This window comes from Psychrobacter sp. H8-1, assembly GCF_904846575.1.
Lineage (GTDB): Bacteria > Pseudomonadota > Gammaproteobacteria > Pseudomonadales > Moraxellaceae > Psychrobacter > Psychrobacter fulvigenes.
Genome location: NZ_CAJHBG010000001.1, coordinates 2,528,839 through 2,548,066, shown reverse-complemented (window position 1 = coordinate 2,548,066; position 19,228 = coordinate 2,528,839). Strand labels below are relative to the sequence as shown.

Annotated in this window: 16 protein-coding genes; 10 read left to right on the top strand and 6 right to left on the bottom strand. The window is 43.6% G+C overall.

Annotation, left to right across the window (positions count from 1 at the left end; all coding sequences use genetic code 11):
- Positions 1-34: 34 nt before the first annotated feature.
- From JMY01_RS10465 to JMY01_RS10450, 4 genes are all read left to right on the top strand, one after another.
- Positions 35-766, top strand: a complete 732-nt coding sequence (locus JMY01_RS10465; RefSeq protein ID WP_201575583.1) for a LysE family translocator — start codon at positions 35-37, stop codon at positions 764-766.
- A 367-nt stretch (positions 767-1,133) separates the two neighbouring features.
- Positions 1,134-1,637, top strand: a complete 504-nt coding sequence (locus tag JMY01_RS10460; protein WP_201575582.1) for a tetratricopeptide repeat protein — start codon at positions 1,134-1,136, stop codon at positions 1,635-1,637.
- A 184-nt stretch (positions 1,638-1,821) separates the two neighbouring features.
- Positions 1,822-2,907, top strand: a complete 1,086-nt coding sequence (locus tag JMY01_RS10455; RefSeq protein ID WP_201575581.1) for an SEL1-like repeat protein — start codon at positions 1,822-1,824, stop codon at positions 2,905-2,907.
- A gap of 237 nt (positions 2,908-3,144) precedes the next feature.
- Complete coding sequence (locus JMY01_RS10450) at positions 3,145-4,269, top strand: SEL1-like repeat protein (RefSeq protein ID WP_201575580.1); 1,125 nt, start codon at positions 3,145-3,147, stop codon at positions 4,267-4,269.
- A 257-nt stretch (positions 4,270-4,526) separates the two neighbouring features.
- On the opposite strand, the gene JMY01_RS10445 is transcribed toward JMY01_RS10450, so the two are convergent.
- Positions 4,527-5,741: an IS256 family transposase gene (locus JMY01_RS10445; protein WP_201575578.1), complete on the bottom strand. Its 1,215-nt coding sequence runs from the start codon at positions 5,739-5,741 to the stop codon at positions 4,527-4,529.
- A gap of 160 nt (positions 5,742-5,901) precedes the next feature.
- Between JMY01_RS10445 and JMY01_RS10440 the strand changes: the two genes are divergently transcribed.
- Positions 5,902-6,288, top strand: a complete 387-nt coding sequence (locus tag JMY01_RS10440) for a replication initiation protein (protein ID WP_227677856.1) — start codon at positions 5,902-5,904, stop codon at positions 6,286-6,288.
- 373 nt (positions 6,289-6,661) lie between these two features.
- Here JMY01_RS10440 and miaB read toward each other — a convergent pair whose 3' ends face one another.
- Entirely contained in the window at positions 6,662-8,131 is a 1,470-nt protein-coding gene (gene miaB, locus JMY01_RS10435) for a tRNA (N6-isopentenyl adenosine(37)-C2)-methylthiotransferase MiaB (protein WP_201575576.1), read from the bottom strand.
- A 570-nt stretch (positions 8,132-8,701) separates the two neighbouring features.
- Here miaB and JMY01_RS10430 point away from each other — a divergent pair.
- From JMY01_RS10430 to JMY01_RS10415, 4 genes are all read left to right on the top strand, one after another.
- Positions 8,702-10,759, top strand: coding sequence for a lytic transglycosylase domain-containing protein (locus JMY01_RS10430; protein ID WP_201577530.1), 2,058 nt, complete (start codon positions 8,702-8,704; stop codon positions 10,757-10,759).
- Between the two features lie 544 nt (positions 10,760-11,303).
- Positions 11,304-12,140: a ribonuclease T2 gene (locus JMY01_RS10425; protein WP_227677854.1), complete on the top strand. Its 837-nt coding sequence runs from the start codon at positions 11,304-11,306 to the stop codon at positions 12,138-12,140.
- Between the two features lie 261 nt (positions 12,141-12,401).
- Positions 12,402-13,391, top strand: coding sequence for a malate dehydrogenase (locus JMY01_RS10420; RefSeq protein ID WP_201575575.1), 990 nt, complete (start codon positions 12,402-12,404; stop codon positions 13,389-13,391).
- 222 nt (positions 13,392-13,613) lie between these two features.
- Positions 13,614-13,853: a DUF2789 family protein gene (locus JMY01_RS10415; protein WP_201575573.1), complete on the top strand. Its 240-nt coding sequence runs from the start codon at positions 13,614-13,616 to the stop codon at positions 13,851-13,853.
- 139 nt (positions 13,854-13,992) lie between these two features.
- Here JMY01_RS10415 and ribF read toward each other — a convergent pair whose 3' ends face one another.
- The gene (gene ribF, locus JMY01_RS10410; RefSeq protein WP_201575571.1) at positions 13,993-15,036 is read right to left on the bottom strand and encodes a bifunctional riboflavin kinase/FAD synthetase; all 1,044 of its coding nucleotides are present in this window, start codon (positions 15,034-15,036) and stop codon (positions 13,993-13,995) included.
- A gap of 271 nt (positions 15,037-15,307) precedes the next feature.
- Between ribF and JMY01_RS10405 the strand changes: the two genes are divergently transcribed.
- On the top strand, positions 15,308-15,922 hold the full coding sequence (locus JMY01_RS10405; protein ID WP_201575570.1) for a GNAT family N-acetyltransferase: 615 nt from the start codon (positions 15,308-15,310) through the stop codon (positions 15,920-15,922).
- Here the strand turns inward: JMY01_RS10405 and JMY01_RS10400 are convergent.
- The 3 genes from JMY01_RS10400 to ampD all read right to left on the bottom strand — a co-directional run bounded on the left by JMY01_RS10400 (position 15,919) and on the right by ampD (position 18,999).
- A complete protein-coding gene (locus JMY01_RS10400) occupies positions 15,919-16,569 on the bottom strand; it encodes a hypothetical protein (RefSeq protein WP_201575569.1) in 651 nt (216 codons plus the stop codon). The genes JMY01_RS10405 and JMY01_RS10400 overlap by 4 nt on opposite strands.
- 137 nt (positions 16,570-16,706) lie before the next feature.
- Positions 16,707-18,257 carry a murein biosynthesis integral membrane protein MurJ gene (gene murJ, locus JMY01_RS10395; RefSeq protein WP_201575568.1) on the bottom strand — a complete coding sequence of 517 codons (1,551 nt, stop codon included), beginning with the start codon at positions 18,255-18,257 and terminating at the stop codon, positions 16,707-16,709.
- 136 nt (positions 18,258-18,393) lie between these two features.
- Positions 18,394-18,999: a 1,6-anhydro-N-acetylmuramyl-L-alanine amidase AmpD gene (gene ampD / locus JMY01_RS10390; protein WP_201575567.1), complete on the bottom strand. Its 606-nt coding sequence runs from the start codon at positions 18,997-18,999 to the stop codon at positions 18,394-18,396.
- Between the last annotated feature and the right edge of the window lie 229 nt (positions 19,000-19,228).

The window sequence follows — 19,228 nt, the reverse complement described above, 5'->3', positions numbered from 1 at the left end:
TGTTTTCTAATAATAACAAAGTAGGGGTTGGTCGATGTCTTGGCATCTGTTTACTGTATTTTTTGTCAGCACTTTTTTTATTTCCGCGACCCCAGGCCCCAATATGCTCCTAGCATTTCAATATGGGCTAAATTATGGTGTTAAGCGCACATTATGGACGTTGGCAGGTCTGAGCCTTGGGCTCTTCATCCTGTTATTATCGACCTTGCTTGGGCTTGACGTTATTAGCCGTCAGTCACCTTGGCTGTTGGATATTATTAAGACGGTTGGCGCGTTATATTTAATCTATTTAGGTGTCGCATCATGGCGCGATGCAGGCGACGGTAGCTTAATGAGTGATGCGCAAGAGATGGGTGCCGAAGTAGCTGCTGACTATCCTAGCACTATGCAGCATACGGCTGATATGCCTAAGCCACGCTCACTATCGAGTGCGGCAGTCAGAGAATATCCGAGCAATGTGACTTTATTTCGTACTGGCGTTTGGGTGTCATTATCTAACCCGAAAGCCATCTTGTTCTTCGCCGCCTTTTTCCCCAAGTTTATCAATTTCAGTGCGCCACTATGGCCACAGTATATCTTACTGACTATAGGGCTGTTTTTCAGTGAAACTATTTGGCAGATCATTTATACCGTTGGTGGTAAACAGTTGGCTGGATGGCTAGATATTGGCAACCGTTTAGCATGGCTAAACCGCGCTTGCGGGGTGATATTTATCTTAATTGCAGCGGCTTTGTTGGCTGAGGTGGCTAGTACCTTTATTGCTTAAAAAATATAAGCAGTTGAAGAGGTATCAGAGCACAATAACACCGCCCGACTATTTAGAGAGCGAATTGAGCGAATTAGAGAGCGAATCGAGAAAAATAGAGAGCGAGTCGAGCGAATTAGTGAACGTACAGAGCAAAATAGAGCAGTCACAAGCGAAAATAACAGGCTCGCAAAGGGGAATACAGACGGAATTGCAGGAATTAAGCAAATTGCTGAACAAACCAGAGCCGTAATAAAAGCCAAAGAACAAGAACTTGCACGTGCTAGAGCACCCACAAGGTCACGATCTCCAAGCATGGGTCGCTAACTGTGCCTGATACCAACTCATAACTGGAAGTCATTTAAATAAATAGAGAGAAGTAAAAACTATGCAATCACTGAAAAGCATATTCATTACTGTGGCAATGACATTGGCATTGCTGTTTGGAGTAACATCATCAGTGATAGCAAGTCCATTTTCAGATTTTGAAAACACTAAAAAAATAGCAGAGTGTGGTAATCCCATGTCTCAAGCTGCTCTCGGTTCAATGTATTATAACGGTTTAGGCGTTAGACAGAACTATGAAAGGGCGTTTTACTGGCATAAAAAATCTGCTGAGCAAGGATATGCAGGCGGTCAAACTATGCTCGGGATTTCTTATCATCAAGGTGATGGTGTTCGACAAGATTACAGTAAAGGACTTTATTGGCTTAGAAAAGCAGCTAAGCAAAAAGATACTAATGCTCTAAATTATATTGGATTAATTTATGAAGAAGGTTGGGGCGTCCGTCAAAACAAAGCTGATGCCAAAGAGTGGTATGGAAAAGCTTGTGATAATGGAGACCAGTTAGGCTGTAATTATTATCGAAAATTAAATGAGCAAGGTTACTAATTTGGCGCTTATTTAGATTGATAGAAGTAAAAAAACGGATTTTCTCTTATTAAGATGGGGCGGATTTTTATGTTTTTGCATCTTTCGTATCAGCAAGTGTTAAGTATATTCATATCAGTTTCTAATGAAGATGTAGTTATTTGAGCTAATCCATTTTTATAAACGGTATCAGGAGTACAAAGATTTGACTCTCAATAAATCTAAATTAATTTTCATTATTTTGAGCTTTACGCTAACAGCCATCATTCTTACAGGTTGTCAGAAAACTCAAGGTACAGCTACGAGTATATTTAAAGAGATGCAGGAATTAGCTAAACAAGGTGACGCTGGGGATCAATACAATTTGGGAATGATGTATGAGTATGGTCACGGTGTGGAAAAGGATTATACCAAGGCGTTTAAATGGTATGAAAAGGCTGCTAAACAAGGTCTTGCTGATGCTCAATATAATCTTGGAGTGATGTATTATTATCATCGCGGAGTGGAAACCGATTATACCAAGGCGTTTAAGTGGTATGAAAAGGCTGCTAAACAAGAGCATGCTCATGCTCAGGACAGGGTTGGAGATATGTACAAAAATGGGCAAGGCGTGGAAACCGATTATACCAAGGCGTTTAAATGGTATGAACAAGCTGCCAACCAAGGTCTTATTAGTGGCCTTGCATCGATGTATAAAGAAGGTTTAGGGGTAAGGCAGGATTATACCAAGGTGTTTGAATTGTATGAAAAAGCTGCGAACCAAGGCGATGTTAGTTATCAATTCCTCCTTGGAGTGATGTATGAAAAAGGTGAAGGAGTGCATGAAGATTATGGCCAAGCAATTGAGTGGTATGAAAAAGCTGCGAACCAAGGTGATGTTGGAGCTCAAGAAAATATGGCATTTATGTACGCTGCAGGTCGAGGCGTAGAAAGAAATGGATTCAAGGCAAGCGATTTGCTTGAAGAACAAGCTAAAAAAAGAAAGTTGAAGTCTGCGATTTTAGACTATGTTTATCTTTATGGCGAAGGTACAGGACCACTTGACGAAGGCCAACATCTACGTAAAGACGAAGGCACAGGTCTACGTAAAGACTATCTTAAGGTAATTAAGTGGTATGAAGAAGCTGCAAACCAAGGCGATGTTAGTTCTGCATACAACCTTGGAATGATGTATGTAAAAGGTGAAGGAGTGCATGAAGATTATGACAAAGCACTTCAGTGGTTTGGTAAAGCTTGTGACAATGGGTCACAAAATAGCTGTGATAAATATCGAATATTAAATGAAAGGTAGGGTTTAGATTATTCGGCAGTTTTTTTGATTGATAGACTACATTGTAATTTTGATCTCATGAAAGAAAATAGCAAGAATAAAAATGAGTTAAAGACCCCTATTGTTCGCACAAAGGTAGATTATGGTAAATGGTTTTAGGGGTAAAAAGTCACCGAGCCGAACGCTCTAAAATATGTCTGCTATCATATTAAAAGTGCACAAGTGTAAATCCCAAAAACCAATTAGTAGAGATTCGCCATGGCATTTTTTAAGACCTCTTTAATACGTAAACTAACCCTCTTTTTAGCAGCAGCGATGTTGTCTGTCTCAGCAATGGCCACTGATTTTAACGAAAATAAAAGATTAGCCAACCAAGGCAATGCGTCTGCTCAATACAATCTTGGAGTTATGTACTACAAGGGCGAAGGGGTTAAAAAGGATAATGCTAAGGCCATTGAGTGGTTTAAACTGGCAGCTAACCAAGGCCATCCTAGGTCCCAATACAATCTTGAGGCTATGTACAGCAATGGTGAAAGTGCGTATCCATATAAGATTGCGTCAGAACGAATATCTGAGCCTGTGCCAGTATTTCTTCGTTCGCCAACAACAGCTGCAGCCCAAGCTATAGCTCAAGCTGAGGCAGATATAAAAGCAGCTCAAGCTGCAGTAGGTATAGAAATTGCTCAAGATGAGGTAGAAGTTGCTAAAGCTAGGGCAGGTTTAAAGAAGTTTTCTACAGATCTGGCTAAAGGTACGAAGTCTAAAAGTCCATTCGAAGCCAAAGCAAAGCGAGGTGATGCTAGAGCTCAATATTTTTTTGGAGCAGAGTATTTCGGTGGCTTTGGGAGTGTTAAAGATTATAAAAAGGCATTTGAATGGTGGGAAAAATCAGCTTATCAAGGGAATGTGGACGCTCAATACGATCTTGGAGGGATGTATTTTAATGGCTATGGAACTACTAGGGATTATAAAAAGGGGATTGAATGGTGGGAGAGAGCAGCTCATCAAGGGAGTGCTAAAGCTCAATATAGTCTTGGTTTAACATATCAAAAAGGTTATGGGACTTATGGCGCAGGTAAGGATTATAAAAAGGCAGTTACGTGGTATCAGAAAGCTGCTGAACAAGGAAACGCAGATGCGCAAAATAACCTAGGTTATATGTATAGCAGTGGACTTGGCTTACGACAAAATCATAAAAAAGCACTTGAGTGGTTTCAGAAGTCAGCCAAGCAAGGGAATGTTGATGGACAAAATAATGTTGGTCGCATGTACTTAAAGGGCAATGGAGTTCGTCAAAACAAAGCTAAAGCTAAAGAAATATTTGGTAAAACCTGTGATGACGGTGATCAAGCTGGATGTGATAACTACCGATTTTTGAACTAAAGATAGGGTGCTGAGTATTAAGTGGTTTTTATTTCTAGATCAACGTTTATGGAAAACAATGCCTCAAGCAGTCTTGTCCTAACAGTGACGTAGGTACAACTTTTGAGAGCGATGTAAGCCACAAATGGCATGACTTTGAGAAGAAATTGTTGTTTGACGCAGAGGTAAGGAAAGCGTAAACTCAAGTGCTAGAAACGAGTAACCCCCAATGCTTGCAGGCATCGGGGAGACCATCCCAGATTCTGTGTAACTGCCATTTAGATTAAATGCTTACTAATACGGTCATCAAACATAATCATAAAGCGATTTAAAGCAGACGTCCAGTTACGAATCGGCATCGACCACTTTTTGGATGCCTGCTGAGTTGCTAAGTACACCACTTTAAATGCAGCTTGATCAGATGGGAACACCTTACGCTTATTCACTGCTGTCCGAATCACGCTGTTTAGCGACTCTATCGCATTAGTAGTATAAATCGCTTTTCTAATGTCTTTAGGATAATTAAAGAACACCGTTAAGCCCTCCCAGTTATTGCGCCAAGACTTGACCACATGCGGATAACTTTCGCCCCACACCTCATCAAAGTGCTCAAGATTGGCCTCTGCCATCTCAAGGGTATCAGCGCCGTAGATGGCTTTTAAATCAGCCGCTACGGCCTTTTTATCCGTCCACGGTACGAACTTCATTGAGTAACGCACCATGTGTACGATACACAGCTGAACCTGTGCCTTTGGATAGACGGTGTTAATGGCATCAGGGAAGCCCTTTAGACCGTCAACACAAGCGATTAAGATGTCTTGTACGCCACGGTTTTGAAGCTCGGTAAGAACACCTAGCCAGAACTTAGCGCCTTCATTCTCTGAGAGCCACATACCAAGCAGCTCTTTTTTACCGTTAAGGTTAACGCCTAGGGCTAAGTAAATGGCTTTGTTGATGATCTGCTTGTCTTGACGTATCTTCACGACGATGCAGTCTAGATAGACGATAGGATAAACACTGCTCAGCGGCCGGTTCTGCCAAGCAGTGATGTCCTCTAATATGTTATCGGTGACTCTTGAGACAAGAGAGCTTGAGATGTCGACATCGTAGAGCTCTTTAATGCTCTCTACGATCTCAGTGGTGGTTTGACCCTTGGCGTAAAGGAATATGATTTTATCATCGAGACCTGAGATACGGGTTTGATGCTTACTAACGAGTACAGGCTCAAAGCTGCTATCACGGTCTCTTGGGGTAGAGATTTCAAGATCGCCTGTATCACTGCGGACGGTCTTTTTAGTGTGTCCGTTGCGCTTGTTTGGTTTATCTGCTTTCTCATGCTTGGGGTAGCCGAGATGGTCTTCCATCTCAGCCTCTAAGGCAGTATCGATAAAGGATTGCATGAGCTGCTTTTGAAAGTCTTTGATGTCATCAAAGCTGTTCATGCTACCAGCCATTTGCTCGGCCAGTTTTTTAATGTCAGATTGGGTAGTCATTGCTTATTCTCCTGTTAGGGGATTATAAGCAGTTACACAGTTTTTAGGAAACTCCCGCATCGGGGGTTAGATGAATTTTAATCTGTGTCAGCAGATATAAAACCCACCATATTCGAACGGTCATTTTATATCAGCAGGCGCACCAACACAAGTGTGCGTGATGTTAATACTACCGGAAATATACGAAACACTCCCCCATAAGCCCTATTGCACCGATGATTTAGGTAATCTTGTCATTCGTCCTAAGCAAACTGCCGTCAAAATGCGGTACATCCAGCACAACCCCCCTTGCATGACCCACTTCATTTGCTTAGACATTGATCATAAGCATGGCGCAATGCGTTGGGCAGAAGAATACCTACCACCGCCACGGTGGACAAGCCAAAACCCTTCAAACGGACACGCTCATATTGTTTATGAGCTAAAAACACCTGTTTGTACCAGTGAACATGGCAGCCGTAAAGCCTTAGACTATCTCGCTAAGATACAAGCAGGACTTGTTAGAGAGACAAGAGCAGACGATAGTGAGAAAAGAATGACGCCATAAATAACAATAGCGAACAGCTAACGCGCATAGCATTTACCATGCATGCAAAAATGGCACAGCAGACAAGATAAAAAGGATTGCAAAGGCAGATAATATAACACCTGATAACAAAGGTGAACCCTTACCAAGGATAAGTACAATTAGAAAGGCAATGAGATAGCTATAAAAATAAGCCTTTATAGAAGAATTTCGTTTTTCTTTCTCATACTTATTATTATTTTGAAATCCTCTTTGCTACAAGGGTTTGAATTTGATGGGTTAGTGCTTATTTGGCGTAGATACACCGTAGAAAGTAACTTCTAGTGATAAAAAAGCCGTTCACTAGCCATAGCAAACGGCTTTTCTTATCTAAAATCATATTATGAAAATTGATTTAAGCCAGCACTTCCTCAAGCTCACCCTTCACCATATGCGGGCTGACAAAGTCGGTCACACGGACGCTGACGATTTTACCTAATAGCTCCGCCATTTTCTCAGCGTCATAAGGGAACATTACTGTGCGTGTATTATCCGCGGTACCAATCAAGCAGTCTGGATGACGGTCGGCAATTTGTTCGACCAATACCCGTGTCGTGGTGCCGACCATTTCATGAGTTTTGGCAAGCGTTGAATCGATAATGACCTTTTGAAATTCAGCCAAGCGTGCTTTTTTGGTGGCAAAGCTCACATCATCGGGCAATTCTGCTGCTGGTGTGCCCGGACGTTTGGAGTAAATAAAGCTGTACGAGTGGTCAAAGTTCAGCTCTTTTGCCAAGTTTAATGTCGCTTGAAAGTCTTCATCGGTCTCACCTGGGAAGCCAATGATAAAGTCACTCGATAAATAAATATCAGGGCGAATGGCTTTTAGCTTATTAATCTGATCGATATAGACATCAATAGTGTGGTTGCGTTTCATCGCAGCTAATATCGCATTAGAGCCGCTTTGCACTGGTAGATGTAAGTGCGAAACCAGCTCTGGCAACTGCGCATAAGCGTCAATGATATCATCGGTGAACTCTAACGGATGGCTGGTGGTATAGCGAATACGCTCAACGCCATCGACATGCGAGACATAGTGCAATAGCTCGGCAAAACGGCAAATACTGCCATCGTCTTTTTCGCCGCGATAGCCATTGACGTTTTGACCCAATAGGTTAATTTCACGAACGCCTTGCGCTGCTAGGCTATCAATCTCTGCCAATACATCATCGAGAGGACGAGACAACTCTTCACCGCGGGTATAAGGCACCACGCAAAACGAGCAGTATTTTGAGCAGCCTTCCATGATAGACACAAAGGCTTTATAACCGTCGACTTTTGGCTCGGGTAAGAAGTCAAATTTTTCGATACTGGGAAAGGAGACGTCAACCGTACCAATACGGTTCTTAGGTGCGATGTCACGCTGTTCACTAGATTGGTCGTAGAGCTCTGGCAGGCGATGTAAGGTTTGCGGGCCAAATATCATGTCGACGTAGGGGGCGCGTTTTTGGATATTATCGCCTTCTTGTGAGGCCACGCAGCCACCGACGCCGATGACGAGGTCAGGACGTTTTTCTTTCAGCTTGCGCCAGCGGCCCAATTCTGAAAACACTTTTTCTTGAGCTTTTTCACGGATAGAGCAAGTATTCATCAATAGCACATCGGCTTCATCGATGTCATGAGTGACTACCATGCCATGCGAGTCACCAAGCACATCAAGCATTTTGTCAGAGTCATAAACGTTCATCTGACAGCCTTGAGTGGTGATAAAGACTTTTTTATGCGCAGTAGATGTTTGCACTGGGTTTGGCTCTACGAGTGCAGTGACATCAGGCGCACTATCCACGGCGTCATTGATGCGGGGATTAAATACAGAAACACTCATAAGGATTAGTCCATGATTATCAAACAGTAGATAGCGGCGGCAAGCCATTAATATCGTCAATACACTTTAAAAAGAATACAATATTACTGGGATAAATTTTATGAAGCCTCTGGAGTGACACAGTCACACAGCAAGCGAGGAAAATTTGTATCAGTAGCACGTTAGCATAACTGTATTTACTTTATTTCGGACTGACTATAGGTGGCGTATTTTATCATAACCATCTGCCAATGTGAAAAGTAAGCGTATACTATTGGCTATAATCATGACAGATTATTTATAATACTATCAATTGCTTATACTGCCTTAGTATATATTTAACCAGTACCTAGAGTTTATGCTTATATCACCTTTGTGTTACACAGGGCTATCGTATTTATTGATAAATGGTAAGGATACTGGTTGAAAGTCAAAACAATATAGTATGATGAGCGCTATATTACCTGATCACTAAGACAATTGAAGAAAATAAAGAGAGTAAATATGACAAAGCAGCCAGTTGGCTTTCGCAAACATAATGACACTTCTAAAGATGCCAACAGCTCGCTACAGGAGTCTGGCCGAAAAGGTATGGCGCGTTTAAATGCAAGCACCTTGCGTTTTGGTGCGTTAAGTCTGGCGACAGCGATGAGCGCACTGGGGTTGTCACAAGTGGCTTGTGCCGATCTGACTTGGGGCGATGGCAGTAGCACACAGCAAAGCGGTAGCTATCAACAGGATAATAGTGTGGATCATTTCACTGCCGCTGCGATAGCCGCAGATCGGGGTGATGTCAGCGCGTTATTCAACTATGAGCAGCTGATGAGTGGTGGACTGTTTGCCATGTATCCAACATATTGGCGCATGAATTTAGACTTGAATTCGCAAAGCTCAGCAGCCGTATCGCAGTTTGTGCGTCAATATCCAGGAACAGTGATGGCAGAAAAGCTGGTGGCTGACTTTGCTGAGACCAAAGCGGCATCAAACGATTATGCGTCAGTACGACAGGTGGCGAACCTGATCACCAACCCTGATGCCAGTGAACGCTGTGCCATTGCGCTTGGCTTCAATAATGGGGGCGATCCCATGCGTGCGATGGCAGCCAAATCAGACGTTTGGCTGACGGCGAAAAAGCAGCCAGCACTGTGTGATCAATTGGCCATGGAGATGAACAACAATGCGCTTATCAGTAATCAAGACCGTGTAGCTCGCCTTAAGCGTATGCTGCGCGCAGGTAAGACTGGCGACATCATGGCGCTGTCTTCACGTCTTGGTACGCCAATTCCTTATTCTAAATTAAGTGAAATACAGCTTAATCAATCATCGTTCTTTAGCCGTTTTGGACGCGAGCCTGCAAGTACAACCAATCAATATTTATATTTATATGCGATGGGGCGTCTTGCCAACAAATCTTATCGTGAGGCTGCGCTGCAATTGGATTTCGATATCAAGCAGGACAATCAGCGCTCAGCAAGATTGTTAAATGACGAGACGCGCCGATATGCCTACCGCATCCTTGGCGTTCAGCGTATGAATCACAATACCGATGATGGCTTTAACTCTGAAGCTGTCGATTGGTTTCGCCAGAGTTTAGATGATGATTTTAGCTTTGAGGAAGCAGAATATTACGCTATGGCTGCTATTCGTTTCAGTCGTTGGGATGATGTGGTCGAAGCTATCTCACAGATGGATGCCGAGATTCAACGAACCAATCAGTGGCAATATTGGCTAGCGCGTGCTTATGAGCAATCGAGCGATGCTAATAAGCGCAATACTGCCAAAAAGATGTACCAACATCTGGCCAAAAGCAACGAATACTATGGACTAATGGCAAAAGATAAAGTCGGTCAACGTTTCGATGTCAGTAGTATGGGCGGTGGCAACTTACCTAATGTCAGTAGTAGCGATCGTGCCCGTGCTATGCAAGATCCGCATTTTGCCCGTGCGTTTGCCCTATATAATGCTGATGCGAGCCGTGCCTATGCCAACCGTGAATGGAACTGGGCGGTGAAGCAAGCACGTGACAATCACGATGATGCGTTAATGGTCGCTGCCGCTCGTCAAGCTTATGATATGGGCTGGCTAGACCGTGCTATTTACGCCGTTGATAATACGGAAAGAGTGCATAATTTAGCATTATCGCATCCGATGCCGCATCAAAGTGCAGTAGTGCGTTATAGTCAGTCAGCAGGTATTGATCCAGCGTGGGCATACGGCATCATGCGCCAAGAAAGCCGCTTTGTGACCTCAGCGCGCTCAAATGTCGGTGCAAGTGGTCTTATGCAGATCATGCCAGATACCGCCAAGTATATTGCACGCAACTTAGGCGAGTCTTATAGTGCTAGCCGCGCCAATAGTGGCGATACCAACATCCGCTACGGTACTTGGTATATGAGCGACATCATGGGCAAGCTTAATTATCAGCCAGTATTGGCAACCGCTGGTTATAACGCGGGCCCCAATAACGCCAAACGCTGGCAGCCAGTCTATGGGTCGCTTGCAGCAGATCAGTATGTCGAATCGATTCCTTTTCCAGAAACTCGTAACTATGCCAAGCATGTCATGGAAAACGCCACTATTTATAGTAGCCTATTAGGTCGTAACCAACCGATCAGTCAGCGTATGGGGACTGTCCCAGCTGCCTTTTAAGCTTTCACGGATATAGATGCTGAGATAAAGCATCAAAGCGACTGTTGCTGAAAGAAAAACATACTGTAATAAAAAGCCATTAATCATATATGATTAATGGCTTTTTTTATGGTTTGATTGTTATTGGTCGTTAATAATCTATATTTTTCTAGGCACAGAGAACATCCTGTATAAAAAACAGAAAAGCAAGCTTGTATCAACCTATTTTTTTGCACATATCAAGGCAGTTTTTACGTGAAGCCTACGATTCTGCTATGGATTAAAAAAGGGTATTTGCTACCATTGTATTTATATACGTGCGGGTTGCATTCTGAGTTTGTCGCTGCAGTGTTTATATGTTTTTATATATGCTGATTTCAAACTATTTTTCGCCCACACTATTTTCCCACCCATATTGTATAAGTTGTGCCAGCTTAATCTGTGTAGCCTCGATTGAAGGGCTGTACTGGATAATGTAACTATTAGACGATTTAAATATTGTCGTTGATGATTGATAAAGGCTTAATATCTTTTTCTTATGAAAAAACTCGATACCGACATGCTTATGCAGAAAACAGCTGAACAGCAGCCGTCTGTTCAGGCACGTATACGACACGTATTAAATTTTGCAAGGTTAAGAGCTCGATCACCAAACAAAAATTGTGTATCAAAAAAAACCACGCAAAAAGAAGTACAACAAAAATCACCACCAAACGAATTGATAACACAAAGCGTGCATTCAGATAGCCATTCAGGCAATAAATATAATCGTCATACATTATCTACCATTATAGGGTTAGCGGTTGTACAAGGAATGATGTCACTGCCAGCACAAGCAGCCAGTGCGTCTAAGACAGGACAGCGGGTATTAATGGTCGAAATGACGCCAGCACTGTGCAGCTTGCAACCATCACGTACTCGCATGCGCCAATGTTTAGAGGGTTATTCATTAACCGTGTCAGGCCTTGATCTTGGATACGGTGAGCGCTGCGGCCGAGGTAGTGAGCCAAGACTCAGTCCACTGCAATTAAAAGTCGTCAACCGTATCATGCCAGACAGCAGTGTTCGTAGCCAGGCATGGCAACACTATGGTGCTTGTAGTCCGCTTAGTGCCAGCAGTTATTTTCGACAAATCGTCAATCTTGCTGGTCAGTTAAAACTGCCCAGTGAGTTGAATACTGGTAATAGCTACACGGTCTCCAAGTCCCGTTTTATCAGCCAAATGACTCGGCTAAACAGTGGTATGTCTGCTGATGGTATCGATTTAATCTGTCAGGATGGTAGCCGCCGGCAGTCGATATTGACCGATATTCATATCTGTTATGAAGGCAGTCAGTTCGGTAGCTGTCATAATGTGGTCAACAGCTGTGGTAAGAACTTCATCATTTCAGGTCGAAAGTAATCTTCAAGATACCTAACGTCACCGTACCTTATCAGCGTTATATTGCATACGCACTGAACTTTTGTCAGCATAAAATGTAACAATATAAACGCCTATCATCGTTATATTCTATCTAGACGATTCACTAAATGAAGTGATACACTAGCCCTCGGTGAATGTCATCTACCATTTTTTGAGTTCAAAGCTAGAATGCTGGCGCTAAAACAATGGTGAGTACATTATCTAATGGCCAATATCTAATAATCAATTAGGGAATATTCTATGTCTATGAAACAGCCTTTACGCGTTGCCGTGACTGGTGCTGCTGGTAATATCAGCTATGCTATGTTATTTCGTATTGCATCTGGTGAGATGCTAGGAAAAGATCAGCCAGTTATCTTGCAATTACTTGAAATCACTCCAGCTCTCGATGCTCTAAAAGGTGTCGTTATGGAACTAGAAGATTGTGCATTCCCTTTATTGGCAGGTGTGGTTCAAACTGATGATGCTAATGTTGCATTCAAAGATATTGACTATGCATTATTGGTTGGTGCACGTCCACGTGGCCCAGGTATGGAACGCAAAGACTTGCTAGAAGCCAACGCTGCGATTTTCTCAGCACAAGGTAAAGCCCTTAATGATGTGGCAAGCCGTGATGTAAAAGTATTGGTCGTGGGTAACCCTGCCAACACCAACGCCCTTATCGCTCAGCGTAACGCACCAGATCTTGATCCGCGTAACTTCACTGCGATGACTCGTTTAGATCATAACCGTGCTATGGCACAGTTGGCTGAAAAGACTGACAGCACTGTTAATGACATCAAAAACATGACCATCTGGGGCAACCACTCATCAACTCAGTATCCAGACCTGACTGCTTGCACCGTAAATGGTAAGCCAGCGCTAGATTTGGTTGATCGCGAATGGTACGAAAACACTTATATCCCAGAAGTACAGCAGCGCGGTGCAGCGATTATCAAAGCTCGCGGTGCTTCATCTGCCGCTTCTGCTGCCAACGCTGCCATCGCACACATGCGTACGTGGGCACTTGGATCTGACGAAAACGATTGGGTATCAATGGGTGTTTACTCAAACGGCGAATATGGTATCGCTGAAGGTTTGATCTACTCATTCCCATGTACTTGTAGCAATGGTGACTGGTCTATCGTCGATGGCGTAGACGTATCTTCAGATTTCTCAAAAGAGAAAATGGCCGCTACTGAGCAAGAGCTGAGTGAAGAGCGTGATGCAGTATCTCATCTACTACCGTAAGTAGACAGATCGCTAAAACCTGAGTAATAATTACAAGAAGCCCTCCTTTATGTGAGGGCTTTTTTGTTGTTAACATAACTGATAACGTTGGATAACAGCTTTTAAAATGAGTATTGCTACAATAGGTCTTGTGGTACACGTTTAGACAGTAGGTATTATTATGCAGAATATCTATTGATCTAGCGCATAAAAATAAACGAATAATACTTAAGGAGTGAGATAATGTTAGGTGATATAGATTATACGATGAATGATTTATTTGCACAGTTAGGACTTGATAGCTCAGATGAGGCCATTGAAAGTTTTATCAAAAATAACCAGTTGGGAAGAGATGAGTCATTAAAAGATTCTGATATTTGGAATGAGAAACAGCGCATGTTTTTACAAGAAGAATGGAAGAGAGATGCCGTTTGGGTTGAGATTATTGATGAGCTGAATGTGCGAATGCATCCAGAGGCTTAATCTCAGGTATTTGTCATCAAGCGCATAGCAATACAGAAATGATGACAACGCAAAAATAAAGTGAAAAACCCATAATGCTGATGATTATGAGTTTTTTTGGTTGAGCTTCACGGTTAAGCTATTTGATTGATGATGGCTATCAGCTAAGTTGCTCTTTCCGCCACTCTAGCAGTTCTGTAATGTCATTTTGGATGCCACTCTTTAGCGCATCCAAGCTTTCGTAGCGGCGCTCACCATGCAAGAAGTGTAAAAAGCGTACCTGTAATCTTTTATCGTAAAGGTTCGCTTGCAGCTGCGGAAAATGTACCTCTAAACGCCACTCAAGCGCTTTATCAACAGAGGGTCTAGTGCCTATATTTGCAGTGCCAAACAGACTATGGGGTCTTAGGCCTGCTAGACCTTTTTGCTCATCATTATCTGCTAGAGCCGCCAGCCCATTCGGTACTATTTGATTATCATCATCAAGTAGCACTACATCGACAGCAAAGATACCATGTAAGGCAGGTTTGATCCGCGCCAGATCGACATTGGCAGTTGGAAAGTCCAGGGTACGGCCAATTTTGTCACCACCTACCACGATACCAGAGATAGTATAATCTCGACCTAATAAAGCATTCGCTGCACATAGGTCACCAGCCAGTAGTAGGTCACGAACACGAGTAGAGCTAATACGCTTTGCAGTATCATTATCATCAGTGACCGTTTGCAAGTTGGTTACGTGTAAGCCGTAGTTACGTAAGAACTGACTGTCACCTGTGCGGTCATGACCAAAACGAAAATCATCACCCAAAACCAACGCTTGCACATTTAAACGTTGAATCAATATATCCGCGAAAGCTTGTGCAGAGAGTGCGCGAAAGGAAGCGTCAAAGCTGGCAACAATCAATGTCTCGACGCCATATTCCGCTAGTAAGGCTTGTTTTTCTGCCAAATTGGTCAGGCGTGCAGGAGCAGTCTCTGGTGAAAAAAACTCACGTGGCTGCGGCTCAAAGATCATCACTGCTGAGCCAAGCTTACGCTCATTTGCCAACTTGCGTACTTGAGCAAGCATTGCTTGATGACCTAAATGTACGCCATCGAAGTTACCAATAGTCAGCACACAGGGTGCTAATACTATGGGGCTAGTGTTTGCCTGCATAGCGTTTGGTAACGCCATCAGTTGCTCAAGAAAGTAGGTGTTCATAAGTTTGCAGCTGTCATAGGGTCAGGTAATAGATAAAAACACATCCATAGTAAAACTATGGTCAAAAAAGTGTTGAGTCGCTACAATCTTAACCGCCCAAGATGTACTATTTGTACAATCTGCGCTCGGTCGCTTTGTATCGATTTTCGACTTTTCTGACTGGAGGTGTGTTCAAAACTTGCCATTATAAAGTAAAATAGCGGCACTGACACCATTATCAGTGCCTCATGAGCACTTAGTAGCAACTCTTCATTATTCATCAGGGAATTCTATGTCTGACCTCAGTTGTATAGCGCCCACATTATCGATAGCTAGGCTGAGCGATCAGTTCATAGTGCAGCGAGCCAGTATAGAAGACCTGCCAACCGTATTAGAGATTTACAATCAAAGCATACCTGGCAAGCAGGCAACAGCCAACTTGGCAGTGGTGACCATCGATGAACGTGCGGCTTGGTTTGCTGAGCATCTGAACAGCCAAACGCGCCCCATCTATGTGGTCAAAACGCTTGCAAGCAGCGAAAACACGACGAGCAAATCGCCAACTGTGGTGGCATGGGGCAGTTTTAGTGATTTATATGCGCGTACGGCTTATCACATCAGCACTGAGATCAGTATTTATCTGCATCAAGAGTATCATGGACAAGGATTGGGTAGCTTATTAACCCGCTGGATGCTGACGCAAGCGCCAAGTCTAGGTATTCAGAATGTTGTCGCGCTTATTTTTGCACATAATCAGCCAAGCTTAGGACTGTTTTATAAGCTTGGCTTCGAGCAGTGGGGATATATGCCGAAAGTCTGTGATATGCAGGGCTTTATCGCGGATGTCGTGATGCTGGGTTTGGCGGTGGCATCAGACGATAGCGACAACAACAGCGAGACGCTTTAACCCAAGATTTTCCACTTGCCGTCTATCTTTTGTAACTCATAAGTCAAAGGTGCAGGCGCGCTTTGACCTTTTAGCATCAACTCACCTGTAATGGTGGCACGCGTTTTATCGTCATTATAGGTAGTATCCGTGATGGTCACGGCGTCGACCGTTTGTTGAAAAGCAGATTGAGTGTTGGCAAGCTCTTGCTCAAAGTTTGCCATATCTACTTCGTAGTAAGAGGCGGACTTTTTCGCGTCGCCATAATACAAACTATCTAAAGCCTGCTTAACAGTATCTTCTGGCGTGCCAGCTTGGGTGGGGTTGGTGACTAGACTGGGCTGCTTATCAGTGCTTGTCATAGGGTTTATATTATCACTGGTAATGGTGGTTTCGTTCTCTATATTTTCTAAGTCGGTATCAGTATCAGTATCAGTAGCATCTGCTATCTGCGCATCTCCAGCAGCATCGTCATCTAATGTTTCTACTTGAGCAGCTGCGTCATTTTCTGAATCTTCAACCACAGCTGCCGCATTATTTGTTTCGACAGTGGCTTCTGTCTCTATATTATCGTTATTGCTACAAGCGCTCAGTAGCAGTCCGCTGCTCAGGACACCAGCAGCAAAAATAATGGGTAGGCGTTGGGACTTTACCTGTTTATTTATCATATCAAACCTCAAAACTCATTTATCAATTAATGACTCATTTATAAACAATTATGACAATTATCAGTATCGTTGACTGTCAATTCTCATGATAGGCTTGTTTTGGTTTAGTAAGTTTATGCCTTATTGGACTCGTTTATTTATCCATGTCTGAGCTGACGCGGGCGGAACCCTGAAGCCAGTAACACCACACCATACACCAAGGCGCCAACCGCACACATGATGAGCAAAGCAATGATACGTCGCCACTGGGCATCATCGGTTGGGAAGTAGGGCAGCATGACATAAAGTACGCCCGTCATAGCGCTTGTCGCCAGCAAAAACTGTGCAAAAAGCTTTTTCCAGTGACTGCCAAAGCGGAATATCCCGCGTTTGTGTAAGAAGTAATATAATAAACCCGCGTTCACAAATGCGGCTCCTGTGGTCGCTAGAGCCAAGCCACCATGCAATGGCATCTCAAGCAGGTAAAATATTCCAATAAAAATCACACTAAAAATCATATTGGCAAACACAGATACGATACCAATTTTGACCGGTGTTCTGGTGTCTTGCCGTGCAAAGAAGGCTGGAGCGAATATTTTAATCAGCATAAATCCTAAGATGCCGCCAGCCATACTACGCAGTGCCAAGCCACTCATCTCTGCATCACGTAATGAAAACTCACCACGTAAAAACAGTGCCTGCATCAGGACGTCAGAGAGGATAAATAGCGCCGCTGATGCTGGCACGCCCACCAAAATAATCAATCTGGCTGCCCAATCGATGGTCTTTTTAAAGCTCACGTCATCTTTTTGCGCTTCGCTTTTTGACAAGCTTGGCAAAATAACCGTACCAATCGCTACACCGATTAGCCCTAATGGCAGCTCGCTCATACGCTCAGCCGCATAGAGCCAAGAGACGGAACCGCCAATCATCAGTGAGGCAAATATCGTGTTAAGCAGTAGGTTAATCTGAGTGACAGAGACACCGAAGATAGCGGGTAGCATCAGCTTTAGAATGCGCTTAACCCCTTCGTGGCCAAAGTCGACCTTGGGTGCGACCAGCAGTTTTTGTTGCCATAATTGCGGCAATTGTATCAAGAACTGCAGTAGACCTGCGATAGCGACGGCATAACCAAGCGCCATAATCGGCGTATCGAACATAGGTGCAAATATCAGAGCACCGCCAATCATACACAGGTTGAGCAGTACTGGGGCAAAGGCCGGCGCGGCAAAGCGTCCATAGCTTTGCAGGATGCCGCTGGCAAACGCGGTCATGGAGATGAATAACAAATAAGGGAAGGTCAGACGCAGCAGCTCAGCAGTGATGGCAAATTTATCGGGTTGGTTGGCAAATCCTGGGGCAAATAAAGTCACTACCCAAGGCGCGATCAAAATGACGACCACCGTCAGCATGGATAAAACCAGCAACAGCGCTCCAGAGGTGCGACTGACCAGTATCTGTACCTGTTGTAAGCTGTATTTTTCTTTATACTCAGACAGTACAGGAACGAAAGCTTGACTAAAAGCGCCTTCCGCAAATAGACGCCGCAAAAAGTTAGGTATCTTAAAGGCGACCAAAAAGGCGTCCATGAGTCCGCCTGCGCCAAACACACTTAACAACACCACATCACGTACCAAACCTAAGATACGCGATAGCATGGTCATGCTGCTGACTATCATTGTGGAGCGAAATAAACGACTTTTTGCCATGAGAACCTATTTGCTTATTTGTCTGCGGATATATTTGTTAACTTAATAATGTCAAAAAACTGACGGATTATAGCACTTTCAGTATGCGGGTAAATGAATTGATTGTGGAAAGGCCAAAAGCTGCCTTCAGGTATTATTAGGTAAGGTTCTTAGAGAGCATCTCACGCAGCCGAGTCCACTCAAGATAATCACCAGGATCAGTCTTACGACCTGGGGCGATATCACTATGCCCAGTCAGGTGTCGGCGCGTTCTGGGGTAGGCGTCGTATATCGCAGTGATAACTTGTACGAGCGAGTCATATTGAGCCGCAGCAAAGGGTACAAAGTCTGACCCTTCAAGCTCGATGCCAATGCTATAATCATTGCATTCAGGTCGCCCAAGATAGGCAGATCTACCGGCATGCCACGCACGCTCATGAAAGTTTACAAACTGAGTAATAGTGCCGTCGCGTTCGATCAGTAAGTGTGCGGAAACTTCAGCGCCTTCAATGGTCTGAAAATAAGGGTGTGCCTCCCAGTCTAGCTGATTGGTGAATAACGCCTTTACATAATGCAGACCATCCGCGCTGCACGCGCCAAACTCATTGGGTGGTAAGCTGATGTTATGAATGACAATGGTGTCAATGCTGGTATCTGCAGGTCTGGTATTGAAGTTCGGCGAAGCCAGCCAAGTGGCAGCGGACAGTAGACCGTCATTTATAGTCATTGGAGTCTGTGATGATGTTTGTGGTGCAGATGACATAGTATTCTCTGTTATTATTACACTGGATTGGCTTATGTTGAAGAAGATGATAACGGATTTTGATATCACTATGATCTTTTATCATACCGCGCTATTGTAAACAGTGTCTTTAAGTAGAAATTCTCAATAGCACTCTTAAATGAGCTCCATCATAGACTTTATTTGGGCGAGTTGAGCGAGTATTTCACACGCATATAATATTCTGGTGTAAACCCAATTGAGCAGTCAT

What these genes read in the sequence shown, in the direction of transcription:
- JMY01_RS10465 (WP_201575583.1), top strand. Translation starts at nt 35, where the DNA reads ATGTCTTGGCATCTGTTTACTGTATTTTTTGTCAGCACTTTTTTTATT.
- JMY01_RS10460 (WP_201575582.1), top strand. Translation starts at nt 1,134, where the DNA reads ATGCAATCACTGAAAAGCATATTCATTACTGTGGCAATGACATTGGCA.
- JMY01_RS10450 (WP_201575580.1), top strand. Translation starts at nt 3,145, where the DNA reads ATGGCATTTTTTAAGACCTCTTTAATACGTAAACTAACCCTCTTTTTA.
- JMY01_RS10445 (WP_201575578.1), bottom strand. Translation starts at nt 5,741, where the DNA reads ATGACTACCCAATCTGACATTAAAAAACTGGCCGAGCAAATGGCTGGT.
- JMY01_RS10440 (WP_227677856.1), top strand. Translation starts at nt 5,902, where the DNA reads ATGTTAATACTACCGGAAATATACGAAACACTCCCCCATAAGCCCTAT.
- miaB (WP_201575576.1), bottom strand. Translation starts at nt 8,131, where the DNA reads ATGAGTGTTTCTGTATTTAATCCCCGCATCAATGACGCCGTGGATAGT.
- JMY01_RS10430 (WP_201577530.1), top strand. Translation starts at nt 8,702, where the DNA reads ATGGCGCGTTTAAATGCAAGCACCTTGCGTTTTGGTGCGTTAAGTCTG.
- JMY01_RS10425 (WP_227677854.1), top strand. Translation starts at nt 11,304, where the DNA reads ATGCAGAAAACAGCTGAACAGCAGCCGTCTGTTCAGGCACGTATACGA.
- JMY01_RS10420 (WP_201575575.1), top strand. Translation starts at nt 12,402, where the DNA reads ATGTCTATGAAACAGCCTTTACGCGTTGCCGTGACTGGTGCTGCTGGT.
- JMY01_RS10415 (WP_201575573.1), top strand. Translation starts at nt 13,614, where the DNA reads ATGTTAGGTGATATAGATTATACGATGAATGATTTATTTGCACAGTTA.
- ribF (WP_201575571.1), bottom strand. Translation starts at nt 15,036, where the DNA reads ATGAACACCTACTTTCTTGAGCAACTGATGGCGTTACCAAACGCTATG.
- JMY01_RS10405 (WP_201575570.1), top strand. Translation starts at nt 15,308, where the DNA reads ATGTCTGACCTCAGTTGTATAGCGCCCACATTATCGATAGCTAGGCTG.
- JMY01_RS10400 (WP_201575569.1), bottom strand. Translation starts at nt 16,569, where the DNA reads ATGATAAATAAACAGGTAAAGTCCCAACGCCTACCCATTATTTTTGCT.
- murJ (WP_201575568.1), bottom strand. Translation starts at nt 18,257, where the DNA reads ATGGCAAAAAGTCGTTTATTTCGCTCCACAATGATAGTCAGCAGCATG.
- ampD (WP_201575567.1), bottom strand. Translation starts at nt 18,999, where the DNA reads ATGTCATCTGCACCACAAACATCATCACAGACTCCAATGACTATAAAT.